General features: G+C 61.8%; 13 protein-coding genes and 2 riboswitches. Of the genes, 6 read left to right on the forward strand and 7 right to left on the reverse strand.

What is annotated here, in order from left to right; genetic code table 11:
- Window positions 1-50 precede the first annotated feature (50 nt).
- The 4 genes from AOA59_RS24930 to cobW all read right to left on the reverse strand — a co-directional run bounded on the left by AOA59_RS24930 (window position 51) and on the right by cobW (window position 6,718).
- Complete coding sequence (locus AOA59_RS24930; protein ID WP_099489469.1) at window positions 51-653, reverse strand: VWA domain-containing protein; 603 nt, start codon at window positions 651-653, stop codon at window positions 51-53.
- 53 nt (window positions 654-706) lie between these two features.
- The gene (locus AOA59_RS24935) at window positions 707-1,705 is read right to left on the reverse strand and encodes an ATP-binding protein (protein ID WP_099489447.1); all 999 of its coding nucleotides are present in this window, start codon (window positions 1,703-1,705) and stop codon (window positions 707-709) included.
- Window positions 1,706-1,885: 180 nt separating this feature from the next.
- Window positions 1,886-5,647 (reverse strand): cobaltochelatase subunit CobN, encoded by a 3,762-nt coding sequence (gene cobN, locus AOA59_RS24940; RefSeq protein WP_099489448.1) that lies wholly within the window; start codon window positions 5,645-5,647, stop codon window positions 1,886-1,888.
- A 3-nt stretch (window positions 5,648-5,650) separates the two neighbouring features.
- Complete coding sequence (cobW, locus tag AOA59_RS24945) at window positions 5,651-6,718, reverse strand: cobalamin biosynthesis protein CobW (protein ID WP_065911427.1); 1,068 nt, start codon at window positions 6,716-6,718, stop codon at window positions 5,651-5,653.
- A gap of 91 nt (window positions 6,719-6,809) precedes the next feature.
- Window positions 6,810-7,010: riboswitch (cobalamin riboswitch) on the reverse strand.
- A gap of 159 nt (window positions 7,011-7,169) precedes the next feature.
- Between cobW and AOA59_RS32720 the strand changes: the two genes are divergently transcribed.
- The 5 genes from AOA59_RS32720 to cobM all read left to right on the forward strand — a co-directional run bounded on the left by AOA59_RS32720 (window position 7,170) and on the right by cobM (window position 10,355).
- Window positions 7,170-7,847, forward strand: a complete 678-nt coding sequence (locus tag AOA59_RS32720) for a hypothetical protein (protein ID WP_178076290.1) — start codon at window positions 7,170-7,172, stop codon at window positions 7,845-7,847.
- An 85-nt stretch (window positions 7,848-7,932) separates the two neighbouring features.
- Window positions 7,933-8,151: riboswitch (cobalamin riboswitch) on the forward strand.
- A gap of 96 nt (window positions 8,152-8,247) precedes the next feature.
- Entirely contained in the window at window positions 8,248-8,436 is a 189-nt protein-coding gene (locus tag AOA59_RS24955) for a CbtB-domain containing protein (RefSeq protein WP_056859468.1), read from the forward strand.
- Between the two features lie 11 nt (window positions 8,437-8,447).
- Window positions 8,448-9,149 (forward strand): CbtA family protein, encoded by a 702-nt coding sequence (locus AOA59_RS24960; protein WP_065911425.1) that lies wholly within the window; start codon window positions 8,448-8,450, stop codon window positions 9,147-9,149.
- Window positions 9,146-9,538: a cobalamin biosynthesis protein gene (locus AOA59_RS24965; protein ID WP_099489449.1), complete on the forward strand. Its 393-nt coding sequence runs from the start codon at window positions 9,146-9,148 to the stop codon at window positions 9,536-9,538. Before AOA59_RS24960 ends, AOA59_RS24965 begins: the two co-directional genes overlap by 4 nt.
- A gap of 70 nt (window positions 9,539-9,608) precedes the next feature.
- Entirely contained in the window at window positions 9,609-10,355 is a 747-nt protein-coding gene (gene cobM, locus AOA59_RS24970) for a precorrin-4 C(11)-methyltransferase (RefSeq protein WP_099489450.1), read from the forward strand.
- A 207-nt stretch (window positions 10,356-10,562) separates the two neighbouring features.
- Here the strand turns inward: cobM and nfuA are convergent, their stop codons facing one another.
- A complete protein-coding gene (gene nfuA / locus AOA59_RS24975) occupies window positions 10,563-11,147 on the reverse strand; it encodes a Fe-S biogenesis protein NfuA (protein WP_017136914.1) in 585 nt (194 codons plus the stop codon).
- A gap of 94 nt (window positions 11,148-11,241) precedes the next feature.
- Window positions 11,242-13,533, reverse strand: coding sequence for a fatty acid cis/trans isomerase (locus AOA59_RS24980; RefSeq protein ID WP_099489451.1), 2,292 nt, complete (start codon window positions 13,531-13,533; stop codon window positions 11,242-11,244).
- Between the two features lie 164 nt (window positions 13,534-13,697).
- Between AOA59_RS24980 and metH the strand changes: the two genes are divergently transcribed.
- Window positions 13,698-17,408 carry a methionine synthase gene (metH, locus tag AOA59_RS24990; RefSeq protein WP_099489453.1) on the forward strand — a complete coding sequence of 1,237 codons (3,711 nt, stop codon included), beginning with the start codon at window positions 13,698-13,700 and terminating at the stop codon, window positions 17,406-17,408.
- 16 nt (window positions 17,409-17,424) lie between these two features.
- On the opposite strand, the gene AOA59_RS24995 is transcribed toward metH, so the two are convergent.
- The gene (locus AOA59_RS24995; RefSeq protein WP_099489454.1) at window positions 17,425-24,597 is read right to left on the reverse strand and encodes an NEL-type E3 ubiquitin ligase domain-containing protein; all 7,173 of its coding nucleotides are present in this window, start codon (window positions 24,595-24,597) and stop codon (window positions 17,425-17,427) included.
- Window positions 24,598-24,609 lie beyond the last annotated feature (12 nt).

Genomic DNA, 24,609 nt, shown 5'->3' on the forward strand with positions numbered 1-24,609 from the left:
ATGGGAAGCGGGGACAAGCGGGAATCAGGCAGCGCTCGGTTTTATTAAGCCTACAAACTATCGATAGGCCGATAGTCCAGTTGCAGCTCAAGCGCCAGTTGCTTCGCGCGGCCGAGCCTGATCGGGCCGCGCTCGATATCCACCAGCAATCCAGGGCAGTCGAGCACAGGCAACCCGGCGATAGCCTTGAGCCGCCCATCGGTGATCACCAGCAGCCGTTGCTGCTCGGCCGGGTAACGCTGGCGACGTGTTTGCAGCCATTGGCCGGCTTCGGACAACGCCGCCAGCAACGGCGTGCCGCCACCGGCGCCCAGCTGCGCCAACCAGCCGGTCAAGCCTTTGGCGGCCTTGAGCCCCTGCACCTGCCATTCAGGCGCGTGCCCGCTGGCGGTCAATAACGCCATGCGCGCCCGCTGTCGATACGCGTCATCAAACAGTTGGGCGAGCAGGCCTTTGGCGTCGCTCAGCGCGCCATGGCGGCGGGTGGACGCCGAGGCATCGACAATCACCAGCCACAGCTCATGAGGCGTGCGGCTACGCAGGTGATAGAGCAGATCCTCACGGCACTGCGGCCGGCCACCGAGCAAGGTGCCCGACCAATTGATCGCGCCACGCTGGGCGCTGCGCGCCTTGCCGTGCCTGCCGTGTTCCAGTCGCCCTGCTTTGGGCCGGGCATCCGCCCCCGCGTCAGGTCGAGGGCGAATGCCTAGGGCTTTTTTGGCCAGGCGGGTACTTCCCGGCGGGCGCCCGTGGGCAATGCGGGCGCGGGCATATCGCCCCACTGGCCCTGGCCGGGCGACGGGTCAGACGGTTTTGCAGCCTGGCCCTGATCGGGCGGGCTTGTCGACGCTGACTGCGGTTGGCGGCGATGACGCAAGGCGAACTCGGCCACCGCTTCGATATCTTCTTCGGCGATGGCAGCCGCGCCGCGCCAGGCGGCATGTGCACGCGCGCCGCGCAACCAGACCAGGTCGGCGCGCAAGCCATCGACACCGGCGGCAAAGCACCGCTCGGTGATCTGCGCCAGGGCCTGGTCGTCCAGCTCAATGCTGTCGAGCCGCTGGCGCGCCTGGGTGCAACGCTCACGCAGCGCCGCCTGCGGTTCGGCCCATTGGCGGCAGAACGCCGCCGGGTCGCTGTCGAAATCCAGGCGGCGCCGGATGATTTGCCCGCGCTCGCTGGGCAAGGTCCGCCCGCTCAGCGCCACATTGAAGCCGAAGCGGTCGAGCAGTTGCGGGCGCAACTCGCCCTCCTCCGGGTTCATGGTGCCGATCAGCACAAAACGCGCCGAATGGCGATGGGAGATACCGTCGCGCTCGATCAGGTTGGTGCCGCTGGCGGCCACATCCAACAGCAGGTCCACCAGGTGGTCGGGAAGCAAGTTGACTTCATCGACGTACAGCACGCCGCCATCGGCCTTGGCCAGTACACCAGGGGAAAATTGCGCACGGCCCTCGCCCAGCGCGGCATCCAGGTCCAGGGTGCCGACCAGACGCTCTTCGGTGGCGCCCAATGGCAGGGTGACGAACTGGCCACTGGCGAGCAGGTCCGCAAGGCCACGCGCCAGTGTGGATTTGGCCATGCCGCGTGGGCCTTCGATCAGCACGCCGCCGATTTTCGGGTCGATGGCGGTCAGGCACAGCGCCAGTTTCAGCTCATCGGCGCCGACCACGGCGGACAGCGGGAAGTGGGGGATATCGGTCATACCTGCTCTCTTTAAATTCTGCTACTTCTTGTGGCGAGCGGGCTTGCCCCGCGTTGGGCTGCGAAGAGCCCTAAATCCAAACGCCGCGTTCTTTCAGGAAAACCAGGTTGACCTTATTGGGGCCGCTACGCGGCCCAACGCGGGGCAAGCCCGCTCGCCACAGTGTGGGAATATCGGTCATCAGCTGTCTTCTTCTATGTCCAGCAACAGGTTTTCCAACGCCTCGCGATACGCGCCCGGCTCCTGCCACATGCCGCGCTGCTGGGCTTCGAGCATGCGCTCGGTCATGTCGCGCAGTGCCGCCGGGTTGTGCTGCTGCACAAAGGCGCGGGTGTCGGCGTCGAGCAGGTAAGCGTCGGCGAGCAAGGCGTATTGGTGATCGTCGATCAGCGCAGTGGTGGCGTCGAATGCGAACAGGTTGTCCACCGTGGCCGCCATCTCGAATGCGCCTTTATAACCGTGGCGTTTCACGCCGTCGATCCACTTGGGGTTGGCGGCACGGGAGCGGATCACCCGGTTGAGCTCTTCCTTCAAGGTGCGGATCTTCGGCAAGTCCGGCTGGCTGTGGTCGCCATGGTAGCTGGCGGCCTTGTCGCCACTCAGGGTTTCCACGGCGGCGAGCATGCCGCCCTGGAATTGGTAGTAATCGTTGGAATCAAGCAGGTCGTGTTCGCGGTTGTCCTGGTTTTGCAATACCGCCTGCACCTGGCTCAGGCGCTGGGCGAATTGTTCGCGGGCGGCGGTTCCCTCGTCGGAGCCGCCATAGGCGTAGCCGCCCCAGTTCAGGTAGACCTCGGCCAAGTCTTCGCGGCTTTGCCACAGGCGACCGTCAATCGCACCCTGCACGCCCGCGCCATAGGCACCGGGCTTAGCGCCAAAGATGCGCCAGCCCGCCTGCTTCGCAGCCGCCGCGTCGTCCAGGCCCGACTCGAGCAACGCTTCACGCTCACTGCGCACCTTGGCGGCCAGCGGGTTCATATCATCCGGCTCATCCAGCGCCGCCACTGCCTGCACCGCCGCATCGAACAGGCGGATCAGGTTGGCGAACGCATCGCGGAAGAACCCGGACACCCGCAACGTCACATCCACCCGTGGGCGATCCAACAGGCTGATCGGCAGGATTTCAAAGTCATCCACGCGCTGGCTGCCGGTGGCCCACACCGGGCGCACACCCATCAGCGCCATGGCCTGGGCGATATCGTCGCCGCCGGTGCGCATGGTGGCGGTGCCCCATACAGACAGGCCGAGCTGGCGCAGGTGGTCGCCATGGTCTTGCAAGTGCCGCTCAAGGATCAGGTTGGCGGATTGAAAGCCGATGCGCCAGGCCGTGGTGGTGGGCAGGTTGCGCACATCCACGGTAAAAAAATTACGCCCGGTGGGCAGCACGTCGAGGCGCCCGCGACTTGGCGCGCCGCTGGGCCCAGCCGGTACGAAACGACCACTGAGGGCATCCAGCAAGCCGCGCATTTCGGCCGGGCCGCAGGCGTCGAGGCGCGGCGCGACAACAATGCGCAGGCTCTCGATCACCGACTTTACGTCCTCCCAACCCGGTTCTTCGAGCTGTTCGAGCGGGCCTTCGAGCGCTTGCTCGATCAAGCGCGCCGCATACAGCTCCAGGCGTTCACGGGTGTCGCCGGCGGTGCGCCACAGCTGCGCGTCGATCTTCTGCAACACCGCGGGACGGCGCCCGGTCCAGGGTTCGGCCAGGGCGCAGTCCAACGGGTCGAAACCCAGGTCAAAGGCTTTGGCCAGCACCCGCAGCAGGCTCGATTGCGGGCCACGGCCATCGCCACGGGGAATGCGCAGCAGGGCCAGCAAGGTGTCGATGCGCAGGCGGCCCTCGGGCGACTCGCCAAAAATATGCAGGCCATCACGGATCTGCGACTCCTTCAAGTCGCACAGGTAGGTGTCCAGGCGCGGCAGCCACACCGCTGCGTCGGCATCCTTATCCAGCTCAAGTTCCTGGTCGATACGGGTTTCGCGCACCAGCTTGAGAATGTCTTTTTGCAGCTCGAGGGCGCGGCGTGGGTCAAGCAGCTGCGCTTCGTAATATTCGTCTGCCAACAGCTCCAGGTTACGCAGCGGGCCGTAGGTTTCGGCGCGGGTCAGCGGCGGCATCAGGTGGTCGATGATCACCGCCTGGGTGCGGCGCTTGGCCTGGGCGCCCTCGCCTGGGTCATTGACGATAAATGGGTAGATATTCGGCAATGGCCCGAGCAGCGCATCCGGCCAGCACTGTTGCGACAGCCCGACACCCTTGCCCGGCAGCCATTCAAGGTTGCCGTGCTTGCCCACATGGATCACACCATGGGCGCCGTAGGTGTGGCGCAACCAGAAGTAGAACGCCAGGTAGCCGTGGGGCGGCACCAGGTCGGGGTCGTGGTAGACCGCGCTGTGGTCCACCTGATAGCCGCGTGCCGGCTGAATGCCAACGAAGGTCAGGCCCAGGCGCAGGCCGGCGATCATCATGCGCCCGTCGCGGCACATCGGGTCGTTATGGGGCGCGCCCCAGCGTTCCAGCACCGCCTGGCGATTGGCTTCGGGCAAGCGCTGGAACATCGCCTCGTAGTCGTCCAGGCCCAGGCTTTGATGGCACGGGCGCAGGTCGAGGCTGTCGAGGTCGTTGGTGACGCCGCCAAGCAGTTCATGGATCAAGGCCGTGCCGCTGGCGGGCAACTCACTCGGCACCGGGTAACCTTCGGCTTGCAGCGCCCGCAGGATATTCAGTGCCGCCGCCGGGGTGTCCAGGCCGACGCCATTGCCGATGCGGCCGTCGCGGGTCGGGTAATTGGCGAGGATCAGTGCGATGCGTTTGCCGGCATTCGGTACCCGCGCCAGTTCAACCCAGCGCCGCGCCAGTTCGGCAACAAAATCCATGCGCTCCGGCGCTGCGCGGTAGCACACCACGTCGGATTGGCTGCGCTCGCTGCGCCAGGCCAAGTCTTTAAAGCTGATGGCTCGGCTGATAATGCGCCCGTCCAGCTCCGGCAAGGCGATGTGCATGGCCAGGTCACGTGGGCCAAGGCCTTGTTCACTGGCCTCCCAGCCGGGCTGGTTGTCCTGGGCGCAGATCGCCTGGATCACCGGGATGTTGCGGCGAAACGGGCGCAAATGGGGGGCTTCCGGGCTGGATTGGGCAAAGCCGGTGGTGTTTAAAATCACCGCCGCCTGCACTTCATCCAGCCAGTCCTCGACCACCGTCAGGCAGCCGGGCTCTTTTAAACTGGCCACCGCCATCGGCAACGGGTTAAGACCCGCCTCCTGCAAGCGTTGGCAGAACACGTCGATAAAACCGGTATTGGCCGCCTGCAGGTGCGAGCGGTAGAACAACACCGCCGCCACCGGCCAGTCGGCGTGCCAATCGGCCTGCCAGTCGTTCAGGCGTGGGTGGGGTTTATGCGGGTGATAAATCGCCGTGCGCGCCAGGGTTTGCGGCTCGCCCCAGGCGTAGTCGCGGCCCAGGTGGCTGCTGGCCAGGCAACGATAAAAATCCAGCGCATTGCCCAAACCGCCCTGGCGCAGAAAGTGCCAGAGGCGGTCGCGCTCAGCCATGCCAACGGTGCTTAAGCCGCTGAGTTCCGGGTCGGGGCGATCATCGCCCGGCACCAGAATCAGCTGCACGCCGCGCTCCGCCAACTCCACCAGGCGCTCAATGCCGTAGCGCCAGTAACCGATGCCGCCGTGCAGTGAAATCAGGATGACCTTGGCGTGGCGCAGCACCTCGTCGACGTAGAGGTCGACCGAGGCGTGGTTTTGCACCTGCATGGGGTTGGCCAGACGAAAGCTGGGGTAGTCGTCGGGCAACTGCCGGCCGGCCTCGGCCAACAGTGCGAGGCTGGAATCACCGCTGCACAGGATCACCAGTTCGGCGGGGGTTTGGCCCAAGTCGGCAATATTGTCGTCCGAAACGAAACCACCCGGCTGAGTCCTGAGCAGGTGCATGGGTTAAACGCTGAGCGCTGCGCGCAATTGCGCTTCGAGGCCCGCCGCGTCCAGCGCCTGGCCGATCAGCACCAGGCGTGTGATGCGCGCTTCGTCGGCGCCCCAGGCACGGTCGAAATGTTTGTCGAAACGCGTGCCCACACCCTGGATCAGCAAGCGCATCGGCTTGTTCGGGATCGCTGCGAAACCCTTGACGCGCAGGATGCCGTGCTGCACCACCAACTGGGTCAGGGCGTCGAGCAGCAGCGCTTCGTCGGCTTGCGGCAGGTCGATGGAGATGGAGTCGAATGCATCGTGATCGTGGTCATGATCGTCTTCACCGTCGTGATGATGATCGTGGTGGCTGTGGCGGCCGTCGATGTGTTCTTCGGAACCGGCGCCCAGGCCGATCAGCACGTCCAGTGGCAGGCGGCCGCTGCTGGCTTCGACGATCTTCACCGCCGGTGGCAGTTCCTCGGCGACTTCCAGGCGCACGCGGGCCAGGTCTTCGGCGCTGATCAGGTCGGATTTGTTGAGGATCACCAGGTCGGCGCTGGCCAGTTGGTCGGCGAACAGCTCGTGCAGCGGCGATTCGTGGTCCAGGTTCGGGTCGAGTTTGCGCTGGGCGTCAACCTGGTCCGGGAAAGCGGCGAAGGTGCCGGCGGCCACGGCCGGGCTGTCGACCACGGTGATTACTGCGTCAACCGTGCAGGCGCTGCGGATTTCCGGCCACTGGAAGGCTTGCACCAGCGGTTTTGGCAGGGCCAGGCCCGAAGTTTCGATAAGGATATGGTCGAGGTCGCCGCGACGTGCCACCAGCTCGCGCATCACCGGGAAGAACTCTTCCTGCACGGTGCAGCACAGGCAGCCGTTGGCCAGTTCGTAAACGCGGCCGTTGGCCTCTTCTTCGGTGCAACCGATGGAGCACTGCTTGAGGATTTCACCGTCGATGCCCAGCTCGCCGAACTCGTTGACGATCACGGCGATGCGACGGCCCTGGGCGTTGTCGAGCATATGGCGCAGCAAGGTGGTTTTACCCGAGCCGAGGAAGCCGGTAACGATGGTGACGGGAAGTTTGGCCAGTGTTTTCATCGGATGCCCTTTGGGGCGGGCATACGGGACGATAAGCCCTGCGACGGCGCGCAGCAGCGGATTTCGTCACCGGATCACCCCGCCCGGTTAAGTAGAAAATCAGTTGCGAGGCAGGTCTCCTGGCTTGGGGCTTGCGAGTCGGGTGACCCACGCCGGCTGCGCCTTCCCGCCGTTATGGCAGTGGCGTGGCAGTCAGCTGAACCCTTCACAGTTGCGGGGGCAGCCGCGGCTTTGACCGCGTTCCCTTCTTAGCTTCGGCGTGGGCCGAAGAACCTCGAAGGTGCAAGGCTACGCAGTGCGGGGAAGCGGGTCAATGTCGATTAATACGCGGACCCGGACGCTCGCCATTAGGCGGGTTGAAACATTTTAGAAACTTATTAACAGAATGCCCCGGAACGCAATCAACGCATTGGACACCTATGAGTAGATCCCAACTACAACGGAAATGACCATGACGCTCTCAATCCCTGCCTATGGCAATTCACACTTGCCCGCCTCTCCCCTCGCTCAGCAAGCAGCGCCAACGACTGCAATTTGGAGAGAGCCTATTGACCAACTCCAGCCCCGGGAACTGGCGCAAGCACTCCAAACCTATTTTGATGCCATGAGCGATCCGCGTTTTACCGAGACCATCACCAAAAAATCCCTTCAACGAGTAGCAGATGGACGCCCGCTGAACGGAGTGCCCCCAACACAAACGCAGATCGAGATTGCACAGGAGGTGTTGAAGCGCAAAGACCTGTTCCAGCAGTTGGACTTCACCAGTGGTAAGGACGGTCAAATCAGCCGAGACGATCTCGCGACTGAGACCGGTGAATTTCACCTCCTGAGCGACCGGGCGCTGATAACCCTGGTCGGCAAAAACTTCAATGAATACGGCGCAGGCGATGAATATGTGAATTTCACCGAATTGCGAGAAGCCGCCGGTGAACTGCCAAGCGCCAAAAAATTCAGTCCGCAAGCGAGGGGAGTCGCTCAGGAACTGCTCAAACGCAAAGAGTTGCTTGATCGGTTGGATATCGGCGTGGGGTTTTTGGGGTTCTCGGGCAAACAAGATCAACGCTTCGATCAGCGCAACGTTGAGTACACACGCACTCACAGCTCTCCCCAATTCCATTACCCAGACTGATCGATACACCCAACTGGCCGACAGCGGCTCCCGAATTTCGAGAGTCGCAAACCTCTATTTGACGCCTATCCCCCGCCCATGCTCTCCTACACATCTTGTTTCGGGTGCCCTTCACAGGGTGAAACGGGAAACCGGTGAGTCATAGCGTGATGACGAGTCCGGTGCTGCCCCCGCAACGGTAAGCGAGCGAAGCGTCAAATCCACTGTGCCTGTGCATGGGAAGGAGATGCTTGATACGGCCCGGCTCTTTTCCCAAGAGCGCCCCTCGCAAGCCCGGAGACCGGCCCGAAAAAATCAGATAACAAACCCGCGGTGGGCGGGCGCTGTTCAGAACCCTGCGTGCCTGCCTCGCGGGGTTTTCATGCGCCTGCGCCACCCTGAAACCCTGAAGGGACGCGCCATGTCGATCATCAGCAGCACTTCGCACACCGCCAGCAGCACCGCCACCTTGAGCCAACGCCTGGGCGCCGCCATCGGCGCGTCGATCCTCGGCGCATGCCTGGTGTACTTCGCCGGTTTCTCGCATATCGAAGCGGTGCACAACGCCGCCCACGACACCCGCCACAGCGCCGCGTTCCCGTGCCACTGAGGCCTGCCGACATGATCAAGCGTATTGCTCAAACCGCAGGTTTCACCGGCCTGCTGGCCGCCCTGTTGCTGACCCTGCTGCAAAGTTTCTGGGTCGCCCCGCTGATTTTGCAGGCGGAAACCTTTGAAAAGGCCCCGGTTGCCGAAGTCGCGCACGAACACGCCGCCGGGGCCGCAGCTCACACCCACGACGCCGAAGCCTGGGAGCCGGAAAATGGCTGGCAGCGTGTGCTGTCGACCACCGGCGGCAACCTGGTGGTAGCGGTGGGTTTCGCGCTGATGCTCGCCGGTCTCTACACCTTGCGCGCGCCGACCCGCACAGCTCAAGGGTTGCTCTGGGGTTTGGCCGGTTACGCAACGTTTGTACTGGCGCCGACCCTGGGCCTGCCGCCGGAGTTGCCGGGCACGGCTGCCGCCGACCTGGCGCAACGGCAGATCTGGTGGATCGGCACTGCGGCCTCTACCGCTGCGGGTATCGCACTGCTGGTGTTTGGTCGTAGCTGGCTGCTCAAGGTGCTGGGCGTGGCGATCCTGGCCGTGCCCCACGTGATCGGCGCGCCGCAACCGCAAGTGCATTCGATGCTGGCACCCGAAGCCCTGGAAGCGCAGTTCAAGATCGCCTCGCAACTGACCAACGTCGCCTTCTGGCTGGCCTTGGGCTGGATCAGCGCGTGGCTGTTTCGCCGCAACCGCGACGGCCAATACTCGGCATGACGCTGGTGGTCGGCCTGGGTTGCCAGCGCGGCTGTGATGTTCACACCCTGCTGGGCCTGCTTGACGCAGCCCTCGCCGACGGCGGCATTGATCGCCAACGCATCACCGCGTTGGCGAGCATTGATCACAAACACGATGAACCCGGCCTGCTGGCCCTGGCCCGGCTGCTGAAACTGCCCTTGCGGTGTTTCAGTGCAGAACAATTGGCTGGTTATCAAGACCGCTTGAGCCACACGTCAGCCGTCGCTTTTGCGCATACCGGTTGCTACGGCATCGCCGAAAGCGCGGCCCTGGCCCTGGCTGAACAGCTGTCTCAACGCCCCGCTCGCCTGTTGATCACGCGCAAAAAAACCGCCCAGGCGACGTTTGCATTGGCATGCGCCGACTAAAATCCCGATAATTGCGCGCCTCGATCATGAGCAATTTTCATGCTCGCCCGTTTTTTCAACAGGAACTCCCATGACCGTCTACTTTATCGGCGCAGGCCCCGGCGACCCGGAATTGATCACCGTCAAGGGCCAGCGGCTGATCCGCAGTTGCCCGGTGATCATCTACGCCGGCTCCCTGGTACCGGCGGCGGTATTGCAAGGTCATCAGGCCGAACAGGTGGTCAACAGCGCCCAATTGCACCTAGAGCAGATCATTGAGCTGATCAAGACAGCCCACGCCAACGGCCAGGATGTGGCGCGCGTGCACTCCGGCGACCCAAGCCTGTATGGCGCGATTGGCGAGCAGATCCGTTATTTGCGCGACTTGGGCATCCCCTTCCGGATCATCCCTGGGGTGACGGCGGTGTCGGCTTGCGCAGCATTGCTGGAGACAGAGCTGACCCTGCCGGACATCGCCCAGAGTGTGATCCTGACCCGTTATGCCGATAAAACCAGCATGCCGGCCGGTGAAGCGTTCGACAGTTTGGCGCAACACGGCACAACGATGGCGATTCACCTGGGGGTCAACCATCTGGAGAAGATCGTCGCCGAACTGCTGCCGCACTACGGCGCGGACTGCCCGATTGCCGTGGTGCACCGCGCGACGTGGCCGGATCAGGATTGGGTGATGGGCACGTTGGCGGATATTGCCGCGAAGGTGGCGGCCAAAGGGTTTCGGCGTACGGCGTTGATTGTGGTGGGCCGGGTGCTGGCCAGTGATGGTTTCAGCGAGTCGTCGCTGTATCGGGCGGGGCATGCTCACCTGTATCGCCCCTGAATTCACAGAAACAACATGTGGGAGCTGGCTTGCCTGCGATAGCGGTGTGTCAGGTACCTGATTTGTTGGCTGTTAGGCCGGCATCGCAGGCAAGCCAGCTCCCACAGTTGAGTGCTTTGTTAAGTAGATTGCGTAATACATTGAATTTTAAGCATAAAAAACGGCGCTCACGGGGCGCCGTTTTTTTATTCGCAGTGAACACCTTACTCAGTAGTAGGCGTTTTCTTTCTGCGTGTGGTCGGTCACGTCACGTACGCCCTTGAGCTCCGGGATACGTTCGAGCAAGGTGCGCTCGATGCCCTCACGCAAGGTCACGTCCGCCTGGCCGCAGCCTTGGCAGCCGCCGCCGAACTTGAGCACGGCAATACCGTCTTCGACCACATCGATCAGGCTGACCTGACCGCCGTGGCTGGCCAGCCCCGGGTTGATCTCGGTTTGCAGGTAGTAGTTGATGCGCTCGTTGACCGGGCTGTCGGCGTTGACGTTCGGCACCTTGGCGTTGGGCGCCTTGATGGTCAACTGGCCGCCCATGCGATCGGTGGCGTAGTCGACCACGGCGTCGTCGAGGAAGGCTTCGCTGAAGTTGTCGATGTACGCGGTGAAGCTTTTAAGCCCCAGGGCGGTGTCTTCAGGTTTCTCTTCCCCAGGCTTGCAGTAGGCGATGCAAGTCTCGGCGTACTGGGTGCCGGGTTGGGTAATAAAGACGCGGATGCCGATGCCTGGGGTGTTCTGCTTGGACAGCAGGTCAGCCAGGTAATCGTGGGCGGCGTCGGTAATGGTTATGGCAGTCATGGAAACTCCTCACAGGCTTGCCGGCAGTTTACGCCAAAATATTACGCAGGTACAAAGTCCGAGTAATTTTGTCGGAAAAGACCCAAAACCCTCATCAAAGATTTTCATAGCGATTCATATCCAGCACCCCGTCTTCCACCGGCGTCGTCTCGCGGATGTACTGCGACAGGTCGTGAAAGTACTGCCAGAACAGCGGATGACTGCGCCGCACACCCCACCGATCAACAATCTTCTCGAACCGCTTGGCATCCTTGGCGTTCTCCATGGCTGCCACAAACGCCGGCACTTCCTGCGCCGGAATGTTGAAGATGAAGTTCGGATAGCTGCTAAGCACACCCGGATAGATCGTCACCGTATCCAACCCCGGCTGATAGCGATAAGCCTCGCCCAGCAGGAACGCCACATTGCTGTGCGCGCGGTTACGCAGCAGGCTGTAAACCACGCGCTTGCCGCTGGCGGTCTCGATACGCAGCATGGTTGCCTCAGGCAACTGATCAATCACCTTGAGCCCCGCCGCCGGGCGCGATGTCAGCCGGCTCAATGCCTGCTCCGCGTCCTGCAACGCCGGGTCGATACCGTCCCGCGAGCAGTAAGCACCCGTACAGCGATTGATCGGATCCGGGCTGGCATTCAAATTGCCGTAACGCGTCAATAACTGGTTGGCAAAGTCACGCTTCGGGTCTTTTTCATCCAGATGCAAGCCGCTTGGCTTGTCGTCGTCAATCGCCTCGTAGTCCAGCCACAGCTTGAGCTTGCCGCTGTTCTGGTACCAGTCATCCATAAAGTCATCGCGGGTATCGGCCGGCATCAGGCGCAGGAAGTTCTGCTCGGCGCCGTTGCGGATCAGGTCGAAATACAGCCGGGTCTGGGCCTGGTGCGACACATTGCCGAACACATCGAAATTCACTGCCAACTGGTAATAGGTGCGCTCCAGCAGCGGATAGTCGAACAACCACATCGTCTGCGGTACTTCGCCAATCAAGCCTTTGGTCACCGCAGCACTGTCGAAATGCCGGAAAATCGTCAGCAAGGCATTGTCATTCCCCGCCCACAAGGTCGACCAGCTCGGCGGCGGCACGTCCGCGTAGCTGTCTCGGCGCAAGGCTTCGTATTGGTTGCGCTTGTCGCGATAGGCCAGCCACAGGCTGAGCACGCTGCCCACGTCATCGTTCTGCCCCGGCATCGCCAGCAGCGGCGTGGCCTGGCCGCGATAGCGTGCATCGGTGATGTACAGGTCGTGGTCCGGGTCCTGGAACAGCGTCCAGAAATTGTCGCGGATTACGTCCGTGGCGATCTGCCCACGGCAGACCGGCCCGCGTATAAAGGTGCGCACAAAATACTCGGCGTTATCGAGCATGAACTGGTAGCGGGCCTTGGCCGGGATGGCTTCGAAGGTCTCGAACGGGTTGGCACGGCGACCAGGGCCATAGCCCGGCAAGGCACTCACCTGCCATTCGCCGGAATAGAACAGGTCTTTGATACGCAGCATTTTCGCCGCACTGAGCGGGTAAGTGATGTGGGTTTTATGCACGATCACGCCCTGCACCGGCCACAGGCGGTAATACACCTGGGTGCCCGGATCATCATTGGGGCGACGGGTAGCGATCAGGTCGATGGGCTGACCACTTGGCGTGCGCGAACGCACCCACTGGAAGAAATGCCCCGGCTCGCCGTTTTCGAAGTAGATATGCGCCAGGTATAAATGCTCGTACAACCAGCGAGCCACCAGGCTTTCGCGGGCGCCGGGCTGGTTGAACAGGTTTTCCCACTGCTGTACTTGCAGGGCTTCCCTGGCACTCGGCGCCAGGCCTTGTTCATCAATCGGCGCACCGGAGGCGAGCCAGCGTTGCAGGGTCTGGTATTGCTGGTCAGTCAAACCGGTGACCGCCAGCGGCATGCCTTCCTTGGGATGGCTGCCGGCGTAGGCATTGAACTCGCCGGGCATGGCGCACAGGTTCTGGCGGTTGAGGCCCAACACGATCTCGTCGGGCAGCTTGGCATTCGGTTGCAGCGGTGCGTTATGCCCCAGTTCCAGCATGCGCGCCATCAACGCAGCCTGGCTGCCTTGGGCGTCGAGTACCGAATAGAAGCCTTTTTGCTGCCAGGCCTGCTTGCCGAAGGCGTCGTAGAACAAACGCGTGGTCGGTGTGGCCTGGCTGCGCTCGCCGTCATACACCGGAGTTTTGCTCGCGCCACGGGCCGCGCCCTCGGCGCTGCCCAGGTTCAATTGGCACGCGGAGTCGTAGCAGGCATGGCAGGCCACGCATTTTTCGGTGAAGATCGGCTGGATGTCGCGGGTATAGGAAATCGCCGGGGCGGGTCCGTTGGCCTGTGCAACGCAGGCGACCAGTGCCAGGACGGCGCTGGTGAGTAGACGAAGTGACATGTATCCGGTCCCGATTCAATGCGTGCGCTATAAGTGCCGGCGAGTCTACCGGGCCAAGGCCCGTACCAACATGAACGATATTCATGCAAAACCACGACATGCTCTAAATCGGCACAGGTTTGCTATGATTCACGCCCTCCGAAATGCCTGACCAGAGTAGCCCCATGTCCGACCGTAGCGTTCGTCTGCAAGCCCTTCATCAAGCCCTCAAGGACCGTATCCTGATCCTCGATGGTGGTATGGGCACGATGATCCAGAGCTACAAGCTCGAAGAGCAGGATTATCGCGGCAAACGCTTTGCTGACTGGCCCAGTGACGTCAAAGGCAACAACGACCTGCTGGTACTCACCCGCCCGGACGTGATCGGCGGCATCGAAAAGGCCTACCTGGATGCCGGCGCCGACATTCTGGAAACCAACACCTTCAACGCCACGCGTATCTCCATGGCCGATTACGGCATGGAAGAACTGGCCTATGAACTCAACGTAGAAGGCGCCCGCCTGGCGCGCAAGATCGCCGACGCCAAAACAGCCGAGACCCCGGCCAAGCCGCGTTTTGTTGCCGGCGTGCTGGGCCCGACCAGCCGCACCTGCTCGCTGTCGCCGGACGTGAACAACCCCGGCTACCGCAACGTGACCTTCGATGAACTGGTGGAAAACTACACCGAGGCCACCAAGGGCCTGATCGAAGGTGGCGCCGACCTGATCCTGATCGAGACCATCTTCGACACGCTCAACGCCAAGGCCGCGATCTTCGCCGTGCAAGGCGTGTTTGAAGAGTTGAACGTCGAACTGCCGATCATGATCTCCGGCACCATCACCGACGCCTCCGGCCGTACCCTGTCGGGCCAGACCACCGAAGCGTTCTGGAACTCGGTGGCGCACGCCAAGCCGATTTCGGTGGGCCTCAACTGCGCCTTGGGCGCCAGCGAACTGCGCCCGTATCTGGAAGAACTGTCGAACAAGGCCAACACCCATGTGTCGGCGCACCCAAACGCCGGCCTGCCCAACGAGTTCGGCGAGTACGACGAACTGCCGTCACAAACCGCCAAGGTCATCGAAGAGTTCGCCCAGAGCGGTTTCCTCAACATCGTCGGCGGTTGCTGCGGCACCACGCCGGGCCACATTGAGGCCATCGCCAAGGCGGTGGCCGGGTATGCGCCGCGCCAAATTCCGGACATTCCCAAGGCCTGCCGCTTGTCGGGCCTGGAGCCGTTCACCATTGATCGCAGCTCGTTGTTCGTCAACGTCGGCGAGCGTACCAACATCACTGGTTCCGCCAAGTTCGCCCGTCTGATCCGTGAAGACAACTACACCGAAGCCCTGGAAGTCGCCCTGCAGCAGGTGGAAGCCGGCGCGCAGGTGATCGACATCAACATGGACGAGGGCATGCTCGATTCGAAGAAGGCCATGGTCACCTTCCTCAATCTGATTGCCGGTGAGCCGGACATCTCCCGCGTACCGATCATGATCGACTCCTCCAAGTGGGAAGTGATCGAAGCCGGCCTCAAGTGCATTCAGGGCAAGGGCATCGTCAACTCGATCAGCATGAAGGAAGGCGTCGAGCAGTTCATTCACCACGCCAAGCTGTGCAAGCGCTACGGCGCGGCGGTGGTGGTGATGGCCTTCGACGAAGCCGGCCAGGCCGACACCGAAGCGCGTAAAAAAGAGATCTGCAAACGCTCCTACGACATCCTCGTGAATGAAGTCGGCTTCCCTCCGGAAGACATCATTTTCGACCCGAATATCTTCGCGGTCGCCACCGGCATCGAAGAGCACAACAACTACGCCGTCGATTTCATCAACGCCTGTGCCTATATCCGCGACGAGCTGCCATATGCGCTGACCTCCGGTGGCGTGTCCAACGTGTCGTTCTCGTTCCGCGGCAACAACCCGGTGCGTGAGGCGATTCACTCGGTGTTCCTGCTGTATGCGATCCGCAACGGCCTGACCATGGGTATCGTCAACGCCGGCCAGCTGGAGATCTACGACCAGATCCCGGCCGAGCTGCGCGACGCGGTGGAAGACGTGGTGCTTAACCGCACGCCGGAAGGCACCGACGCCCTGCTGGCGATTGCCGACAAGTACAAGGGCGACGGCAGCGTCAAGGAAGCCGAAACCGAGGAATGGCGCGGCTGGGACGTCAACAAGCGTCTCGAGCACGCGCTGGTCAAGGGCATCACCACCCATATCGTCGAAGACACCGAAGAATCCCGGCAGTCGTTCGCGCGCCCGATTGAAGTGATCGAAGGCCCGCTGATGTCCGGCATGAACATCGTCGGCGACCTGTTCGGCGCCGGCAAGATGTTCCTGCCTCAGGTGGTGAAGTCCGCCCGCGTGATGAAGCAGGCCGTGGCCCACTTGATTCCGTTTATCGAGCTGGAAAAAGGCGATAAACCGCAAGCCAAGGGCAAGATCCTGATGGCCACGGTCAAGGGCGACGTGCATGACATCGGCAAGAACATCGTCGGCGTGGTGCTCGGTTGCAACGGCTATGACATCGTGGACCTGGGTGTGATGGTGCCTGCGGAAAAAATCCTGCAGGTGGCCAAGGAACAGAAGTGCGACATCATCGGCCTCTCCGGCCTGATCACGCCATCCCTGGATGAAATGGTGCACGTGGCCCGTGAGATGCAGCGCCAGGACTTCCACCTGCCCTTGATGATCGGCGGCGCCACCACCTCCAAGGCGCACACGGCGGTGAAAATCGAGCCCAAGTACAGCAACGATGCAGTGATCTACGTTACCGACGCCTCACGCGCCGTGGGTGTGGCCACGCAGTTGCTGTCCAAGGAACTGAAGGCCGGTTTTGTCGAAAAAACCCGCCTGGAATACATCGACGTACGTGAGCGCACCGCCAACCGTAGTGCGCGCACCGAGCGCCTGAGCTACCCGGCCGCCATCGCCAAGAAGCCGCAGTTCGACTGGAGCAGCTACACCCCGGTCAAGCCGACGTTTACCGGCGCCAGGGTGCTGGACAACATTGATCTGCGGGTGCTGGCCGAATACATCGACTGGACGCCGTTCTTTATCTCCTGGGACCTGGCCGGCAAGTTCCCGCGCATCCTTGAAGACGAAGTGGTCGGTGAAGCCGCCACTGCGCTGTACGCCGATGCCCAGGAAATGCTCAACAAGCTGATCGACGAAAAGCTCATCAGCGCCCGCGCCGTGTTCGGTTTCTGGCCGAGCAACCAGGTGCAGGACGATGACCTGGAAGTCTACGGCGACGACGGCCAGCCGATTGCCAAGCTGCACCACCTGCGCCAGCAGATCATCAAGACCGACGGCAAGCCGAACTTCTCCCTGGCCGACTTCGTTGCGCCTAAGGACAGCGGCGTGACCGACTACATCGGTGGCTTTATCACCACCGCCGGCATCGGCGCCGAAGAAGTTGCCAAGGCCTATCAGGACGCTGGCGACGACTACAACTCGATCATGGTCAAGGCCCTGGCCGACCGCCTGGCCGAGGCGTGCGCCGAATGGCTGCACCAGCAAGTGCGTAAGGAACACTGGGGCTACGCCCAGGACGAACAGCTGGATAACGAGGCACTGATCAAAGAGCAATACAGCGGCATCCGCCCTGCCCCCGGCTACCCGGCGTGCCCGGACCACACCGAAAAAGCCCAGCTGTTTCAATTGCTCGACCCCGAGGCCCGCGAAATGCACGCAGGCCGTAGCGGTGTGTTTCTTACCGAGCATTACGCGATGTTCCCGGCAGCGGCGGTCAGCGGCTGGTACTTTGCCCACCCGCAGGCGCAGTATTTTGCAGTGGGCAAAGTCGACAAGGATCAGGTTGCCAGCTACACCGCACGCAAAGGCCAGGACCTGAGCGTGACGGAGCGCTGGCTGGCACCCAACCTGGGCTACGACAACTGACGGCCTGCCCGGCTCGTTACGGCCGTGTCGAGGGACCCGGCTGTGGCGACGCCGGGCCTGCCGCCTGCGATGCCGCGACCTCTTTGCGCGACAACTCCAGCAACAACCGCGCCCTTGCGCTACTTCGCTCAACCTCCAGGCGGATCAGTGCCGCCTCGTAGTTGTCCTGGCTGTCGGTGCCCGGCATCCTGTGCGCATACTCGTCCTCCAAAGCCTCATAACGCGCGGCAGCATCGCTCTGCATCGCCTGAAACTCATCGGGGTAGCGGTCCTTCAGGTACCGGGTCCAATAATCGCGGGCAATCAGGCTTTCATAGAACGCGTCGGAAGCTTCGGCCTCCAGCACCCGCGCGCGGGCGGTGGTCAACGCCTGACCGCTGATCGGTCGACCAAATGCCATGTACCTGGGTTGCCCAGGCAGCTCGAGTCCGTCGGGCCAGCCACCGGTCATGCCGATGCGGTATTGCAGGCGCACTTCGGCCTGGTCGCGTCCTATGGCGTCGGCGATGGCCAACGTGTCGACGTGGTCCAGCCGGAACAATTGCCGGGACAGCCTCAGCAAGCGCTGGCCCCTGACGTGCAAATCTTGCGTCGGAGCCACACCCAGCATATCCGTTTCGAACACCAGAACTTCCATTGAGCTGAACGTGAGGATACGTCCGTCGATACAGGTGCCGTGGGTTTCAGCGGCCACGAACAACAACTCACGCATCTGCGCGCTGCCGGCCGCCGCTTCAATGACAGTCCATACCCGTCGGGTCAGGTCAGCGGGGACGTACTGGTACTCATCAGTCGCGCGCAGTCTCTCGAGCAGATGGAAAAACCGCTCGTGGCCCGGCTCCCCGGCCAGCTGCTGCCACAACTGCCGCCTGGATTCAATCACACTGCCCGGGGAGTGTGTCAGCCAAGATGCCAACACCGTTTCGCTCGTGTCTGCGCCTGGGTTGAGAATGACTTCCAATGGTTCGTTGGCAGCCTCTTCGTCATCCTCACTGTCGGAACCCGAGTCACTGTCATTACTTTGGGCCGCTGCAATTTCCTCTTCGATCTCGCGCCGGGTCCACCCCATCACGGTGCCATCGCTATAACCTCTGAGCAGCTCGAAGCTCTCGAGTGAAAGGGACTGGTTCTCGGACAGGTCCGTGCCGCTAACCAATGCGTGATGGTCGCCATCAAGCAACTCTTCAGGAAACGTCGTCAGGTCATTGCCACACAGGTTCAACCTGCGCAGGCTCGGGGTGTCCAATGCGCCGTCTGGCCACTCTGCAAGGCGATTGTAGCTAAGGTCCAGACGCTCAAGCCGAGTGAAAGCCTCGGTACTGAACTCACGCAGGTCATTTCTGGCCAGATCCAACTGCCGCAGGTGGCCGCCCCCCAACTGGCGATACAGAGGCTCAGGATCGCTGATGGCATTGGAGGCCAGTTCCAACGCTTCGAGCTGAGCCATGCGCCCCACCGCTTCGGGAAGCATGGTCAAACCATTGCCGCTCAAGGTGAGTTTGCGCAGCGCGGGAAAACTATTCAGGAAACCTTCGGCACCCGATGCCGTGCACTGCACACCGGTCAGGTTCAGCGTGTGCACGTTGTTGAACTGCACAGTCAATTCAGGCAGGTCATGGGTTTGCAGGCCTTGCAGGCTCACCGTATAACCGGCTTCGGCCGACACGCCGGTTTGCCAGCACTCAACTATATTAAGCGCGATCAATCGACGTTCGTCAGCCAACTGGCTGATGTCGGCGCCGGGCAATTGGCGGGTATACAGCCAGCCGTTCAGCTGGCGCGTCAAACTCACGTACTCCTCGTGCCAGCCCGTCAACAGGCTATCGATTTGCGCGTCACTCATGCCTCCCTGACGGAGCTGCGCGAACCATTGCCGTGCGTTTTGTTCGGTCACCGCTGGGCTCATCTGCTGCAACCGAGGGACAAACCCCTCAGCCCCTTCGGCCACTGCAATCGGCTCAGGCAATGGCAATAAATAACGTGCCATCGTCATGCCCGTTTCCTGCGGGGGAAACACGTCCGGTACATTTTGCGCGTCAAAACGCGCCAACGCGCCCGCCGGTAAACCCTTCGCCTCCTCGACCCGCAGGCGCGCAGAGGACAGCGCAGACTCACCCGAGGTGCTGAAGCGGTTACCCACGAAGTGGGTTTTCATCAGTATCGCATCATTGCTCAACACCTGAGGCGGCAAGGTCGCCAGTAGATTGTCCCGCAGATCCAGCCAGGCCAATTTCGGCAGGCTCTCGGCTCCGCTCGGCCAAGCCTGCAAGGCTGAACCGCGCAGATTCAGCGCCTCAAGCTGCCTCAAGGCGCTCACATCCACCTCGTCGAGCGGCGTGCTGCTCCGGCTCAAGTCCAACAGCTCCAGGCCGCCCAGGTCATTGAGTTGTGCCTGCAGTGCCGGCATGACCAGGCTGTTATCGGCCAGGTCTAACCGGGCCAAAGCGGGAAGGTCGCCCGCGCCAATGGGTATTTCAGTCAAGCCAAGCCCTTTGAGTTCAAGGGATTGCGTACCGCTGAAGGCGCGTATGAAGGCACGCATCTGTGCGGGCGTTTCACCCGCCCAGCGCATGCGCAACGTGCGTACATGCGCAAAACTCGCTGCCGGTAACCGGGGCAGCTTCACGCTACTCAGTTGCACCCCAGAGCCCGTCGCTGGATACGACGGTCCTGGCAAATCCAACACTGATGCCTTGCCCGCTATGCCGTATCGCTCGCCCACTGCCTCCCACCAATTGGTTTCGAGCACACTCAGTATCTGAGCACTCCGCCCCGCCTGCCATGAGTGGGAACGTAATCTCAACTGCCGGGCGGTCTTGACCGGCGAGTAGTAGAACGTCTCAAAAATGCCGGAGTACTGATCGCTGAGGCCATCAATAATGGCAAGCTGTGCCTGCGGGGTTTGCGCGGCTGCGATTATTTTTTCGCGCAGTGCGTCAGCCAAAAATGTATTGCCGGTCAGCGATGCCAACTCGCCCTTGGCATAACCATTGACCATCTGGTGCAAATCAACCAAGTGCCCAAGCTCGCCCCGGTAAGCGCTGACATACTCATAGGCCGGTTGGAAGGTTTCGCGGGTAAACCTCGACCAGTCCATCGACAGCCCCGCCCACAGTCGTTCATGCCCGCTATACAGCGTTTCAGGCAGCGCGCCGATTGCGGTACGGCTCAAATCGAGACGTTCCAGATGGGGCAGGTTCTCGATATTGATCGGCCACTGGGAAAGGCCTATCGGCGCTTCGATTTGCAACCGTTGCAACCGCGTCAACCCCGACAAGTCAAGGTTATTGAGTGCGTCGCTGGAGAACCCACGGTAATCGATATGCAACGCCTCCAGCGAAGTCAGAGTATTGAGCCTTGAGAAAAACTCCGGCGCCAGTTGCTCCGCCGCCGAACCGAACTTCAGGTTTTTGAGACGGGCCATCCTGGAGACCGCCGGGGGCAGTGTCGTCAACGACGTTCGGCCTGTCGGGATGGTCGGCGCCCACAATTGGGTCGTGTCGCCAATCGACAGGGTTTGCACCTCAGGAAACCGCGCCAGGAAAGCCTCAACTCCGGCATCGTTCATCTTCCTTCCGATCACCGTCAGCTCACGGATATGGGAAAAGTCAGTCGGCAATGGCGGCAGATGCTCATCGATATAGAGATGCAAGTGATCGGCACTGACCACCTTTCCAGCCAACGGCTCCATCCGCCAGGCCTCCTTGAGCTGATGCGCCAAGCGAGTTCTGTATTGGAACGTGGCAGTGTCGGCCGCCGTGCCGCCCCAGGTCCCGGCCCAAGTCCCGGCCCACTCGTCGAGTGCCGACACCAGCGCGGTGTATTCACGCTCACGGGTTTGCAGATAATTGAATATCGCCCTGCTATCCTTGCCCTCTCTTTGCAGGTGTCGGATATAGCCGGCAGCCTGCTCATCGTTCAGCCCGTAGAGTGCCTGCGCGCGTGACTCAAGGTTTGCCCCCAGCCCCGCCCCTCGTCCACTGGCGTAATAGCCCACCGCCTTGCCATTGACCCGCACGGGTGGCTTGAACCATTTGCGCTGCGGCTCCAGCCATCGTGCTGCCTGGTTACGATTCAGGTCTGCGAATTCGATGATCTTTTCGCGCAGTTGCGCGCTTTGACCCACATGCGGCACATCCAGCCCCTGACGCACTTGATCGGGCATGGCATGCATGAGCGAGGCGTAAAAGTTATCGCCGTCCGAGGGAACGCTATTGAGTTCCTCCCCGCGCTCATTGAACGCCTGGAAGCGCGGGCCTTTTTTCACCAGGTACTTCTTGTCCCGGGCGGTGTCACTGCCGATGCTGTCCAATAGCGCACCACTCTCACTGCCTTCGCGTACTTCCAGACGTAAGGTGTCCGGCCAACCAGGCAGTTTCTCGAGGGTGTGCAGCGCCAGCCGACGGCTATCTGCCGAGGCCATGGTTTCGCTGCGCAAACCGGCATACGCACGCGTCTGTCGCCCCTCAAGCGCGTACCAGCGCGCCTCCTCAAGCATCGCCAAAGACGGCCGGCGCGTCGCTTGCAGACGTTTGAGGTCCTCCACAGAAGCGTTGGCCAGGGTTTCCTCGGCGGCGGCTTCGCTGAGCCCGGGACAGAGGCGTTGTAGCAGCTTGACCTGGCTGTCTACAGGTTCGGTGCCCGCGTAAATGCTGTCAAAAACAGCCGGTTTGCGGGTCTGGGCATAATCGGCGATTTGCCGGGTAAACTCCTGCGGCCGCAAATCACCGACGCGGGCAGCTTCGCCGCCCAGCAGGCTGGTCACCTGCGACTCATCCAGCGCAGCCAGAATCACCGTGGGCAATTTCCCGCTCAGTACATCGGCACGGGTAATCTGGATCGGCACTTGCGTCCCCGCTCCACGCGGCAAGCGCTCAGAGCCGTACTTCACCGAATCGCCAGTGAACGCTGCCCCCTCGAACACTTGCAGCACGCGCGTTTTCGGCCAACGCGGCATCTCGGTGATCAGAGGCAGGGCAAATAAATAATGGTCGTCGATCGGTTGACTGCCTCGCAACTGCGCTATCACTTTAGAGCTGTCAGCCTCAGCCTTGAACAAGCGCATGGCATCGAGCAACTGCGGAGGCGGCGGCGCCAGGTCAGTGTGCATTTTACGCAAAGCGCTGTCGCTCACCCCACTGACCTGCGCGACCTTGAGCAACTCAGTATCGGAAAACGCCTCGGTTTCATGACCCATGCGCCGCAACAGCGTCAAACGATCCCACTCGGCAGGTCGCTCGAGGGTATGACGCCAGGCCCCCCTGCCGTTGCTTTGCAGCGCCGGTTGGTACACCTCGGGATTAGTGGGGTGCTTGATCCGCCAATGCTTGGTCGACTCATCGAAAACCTGTTCATAAACCTGACCGCCCTGGCGCACATAAGTCTTGCCGTTGAGCGTGTACTGCCCCATTGCGTTCGGGGCTGTCCCGGCGTCCAGCGTCACGGGGCTTTCGTAGCCCGTCAGGTCTGGTTTCCAGAGACGGGTCTCACCGTTGGGCAGGGTCACGGGGCTGAGGTTTTCGAGGACCGGTTCAGCCTTGACCGCGCGATACTTGCCTACCGCCGCCCCCACGCCTGCCATCACCGCGATCTGGGCCAGGTTCTGTGCCACATCGACCAGATGCGCCTTGGCCGCCCGTTTATCGCCCTCGGCCCAGTCAGCCACGCCTTCCACGGTTTGCGAGAGCAATTGCTCAGCCATGACTGCGAGCATGACTTCACCCAACACCGGCACAAACATGGAGACCACGTTGAGCGCCAATATGCCGACCTCCAGCAGGTGCGCCAGCTTGGCTTCCCGCGCCTTTGCATCAACGTCGGCGGTGGGCACTGCATGGGCACGGGCGTCGGCCAGGATCTTGTTACGCTGTTTTTCGTAGAGAAATGGCCAAAGATCGAGAAGCCCGGAATATATGCCTACACCGCGGTAAGGCATCTGGCTGCCGGGCGCAATGTAAGGGTCGCTTGCCGGCTCTCGTTTCGCCGGTTTTTCCGGCGGTAATTCCTTAATACGTGTAATCGGCGACAACCCGAAGATGAACTCCACCAGCCCTCGCCACGGCGAGTTGAAGGGGCTGCTCGGGGAGTCGGCAGACGTCTGCGTGAACTGACTGAAATAGTAAGGCCGCTGCTCATAGGGTACGAACTGGCTGAAAAAGCGCTGATAGGGCGTTGGTGCAGGATCATCCGTCGCCATGCCTTGACGGTCCGTGAACAGGCGCTTGAGCTCGTCGCGCATTTGCTGCCTGGTATAGCGCTTGAGCGGGTGGGCCGGGTCGTGCGGGATATACAGGATCAACTCGTTGCTGTAGGTGTCACCGATGGCAAAATAGACACAGCCTGTCAGTCTTATTTTCATCAGGCTCATGTCGAGCACCCACACACGTTTGTCACCAAGCGTGGGGTAAAGACTGCCGCCGATCACCGCCAGGATCATCGCATGGTCGGCCGGCTCGATATCACCGGCCAACACGGCATAGTCGGCGGCGGCCTTCATGGTTGCCTTCTGGCAGGCGATGAAGTGCTGGCGAAGAGGCGGCTCAGGTTGGGTGTCGACCGGTTCAAAGAACGACGTGAGGTAGGCCTGATACTTTGCGCCGATATCGAGGCTGCGACACAGGGTCATGAACTGGCTGACCGTCAGATTGACGGTCGCAACTTCAAAGGTTGCGGCTTCGGCGGTTTCCCGCACATAACCAGAAGTCGAATGGTACGCCCCTGCCCGGCACTCCCAGGCTTCAAAGTTATGCAGGGCCGCCTGCAGCATCGATATCCTCAGAAACTCGAACGAAGCGACTTCAAGTTCCAGCGCACTGATCGCCAGCGGGCGTCGCAGACACAGAAAGGTTTTGTCGACATCGACCTCTACCTGGTACTGGTCTTTCAAAGCTTTGAGCAACAACGGCCTGGCGAAGGCGTCGACGTCCTGGAACGTTGACATCGCGCTGTCCAACTGAACCTGGGCGATTGCACTGGCCTGGGCGCTTGCAGCGACGGCCTGGCGTTGCAAGGCAGAGGCATTCTGGTACACGGGCGGCGTGACCGGCGCAGCGTGCTTAAGCGCCAACCTGCGCGCAGGCGTTGCATCGACCAGCCAACGGGGCACGGCTTTCTCGAGAAAGTCGCCATGAATACTCAAGGTCGCCGCGAGCTGCCTGTCGGCAGCGCGCGGGGTGGGTAAATCAGACATTCGGTCACTCCT

The sequence above is a fragment of the Pseudomonas sp. 2822-15 genome (assembly GCF_002742515.1).
Taxonomy (GTDB): domain Bacteria; phylum Pseudomonadota; class Gammaproteobacteria; order Pseudomonadales; family Pseudomonadaceae; genus Aquipseudomonas; species Aquipseudomonas salomonii.

Bases quoted from the DNA above. Each gene is read 5' to 3' on its own strand.
- AOA59_RS24935 (WP_099489447.1), bottom strand. From the start codon at position 1,705: ATGACCGATATCCCCCACTTCCCGCTGTCCGCCGTGGTCGGCGCCGAT.
- cobN (WP_099489448.1), bottom strand. From the start codon at position 5,647: ATGCACCTGCTCAGGACTCAGCCGGGTGGTTTCGTTTCGGACGACAAT.
- cobW (WP_065911427.1), bottom strand. From the start codon at position 6,718: ATGAAAACACTGGCCAAACTTCCCGTCACCATCGTTACCGGCTTCCTC.
- AOA59_RS32720 (WP_178076290.1), top strand. From the start codon at position 7,170: ATGACGCTCTCAATCCCTGCCTATGGCAATTCACACTTGCCCGCCTCT.
- AOA59_RS24955 (WP_056859468.1), top strand. From the start codon at position 8,248: ATGTCGATCATCAGCAGCACTTCGCACACCGCCAGCAGCACCGCCACC.
- AOA59_RS24960 (WP_065911425.1), top strand. From the start codon at position 8,448: ATGATCAAGCGTATTGCTCAAACCGCAGGTTTCACCGGCCTGCTGGCC.
- AOA59_RS24965 (WP_099489449.1), top strand. From the start codon at position 9,146: ATGACGCTGGTGGTCGGCCTGGGTTGCCAGCGCGGCTGTGATGTTCAC.
- cobM (WP_099489450.1), top strand. From the start codon at position 9,609: ATGACCGTCTACTTTATCGGCGCAGGCCCCGGCGACCCGGAATTGATC.
- nfuA (WP_017136914.1), bottom strand. From the start codon at position 11,147: ATGACTGCCATAACCATTACCGACGCCGCCCACGATTACCTGGCTGAC.
- AOA59_RS24980 (WP_099489451.1), bottom strand. From the start codon at position 13,533: ATGTCACTTCGTCTACTCACCAGCGCCGTCCTGGCACTGGTCGCCTGC.
- metH (WP_099489453.1), top strand. From the start codon at position 13,698: ATGTCCGACCGTAGCGTTCGTCTGCAAGCCCTTCATCAAGCCCTCAAG.
- AOA59_RS24995 (WP_099489454.1), bottom strand. From the start codon at position 24,597: ATGTCTGATTTACCCACCCCGCGCGCTGCCGACAGGCAGCTCGCGGCG.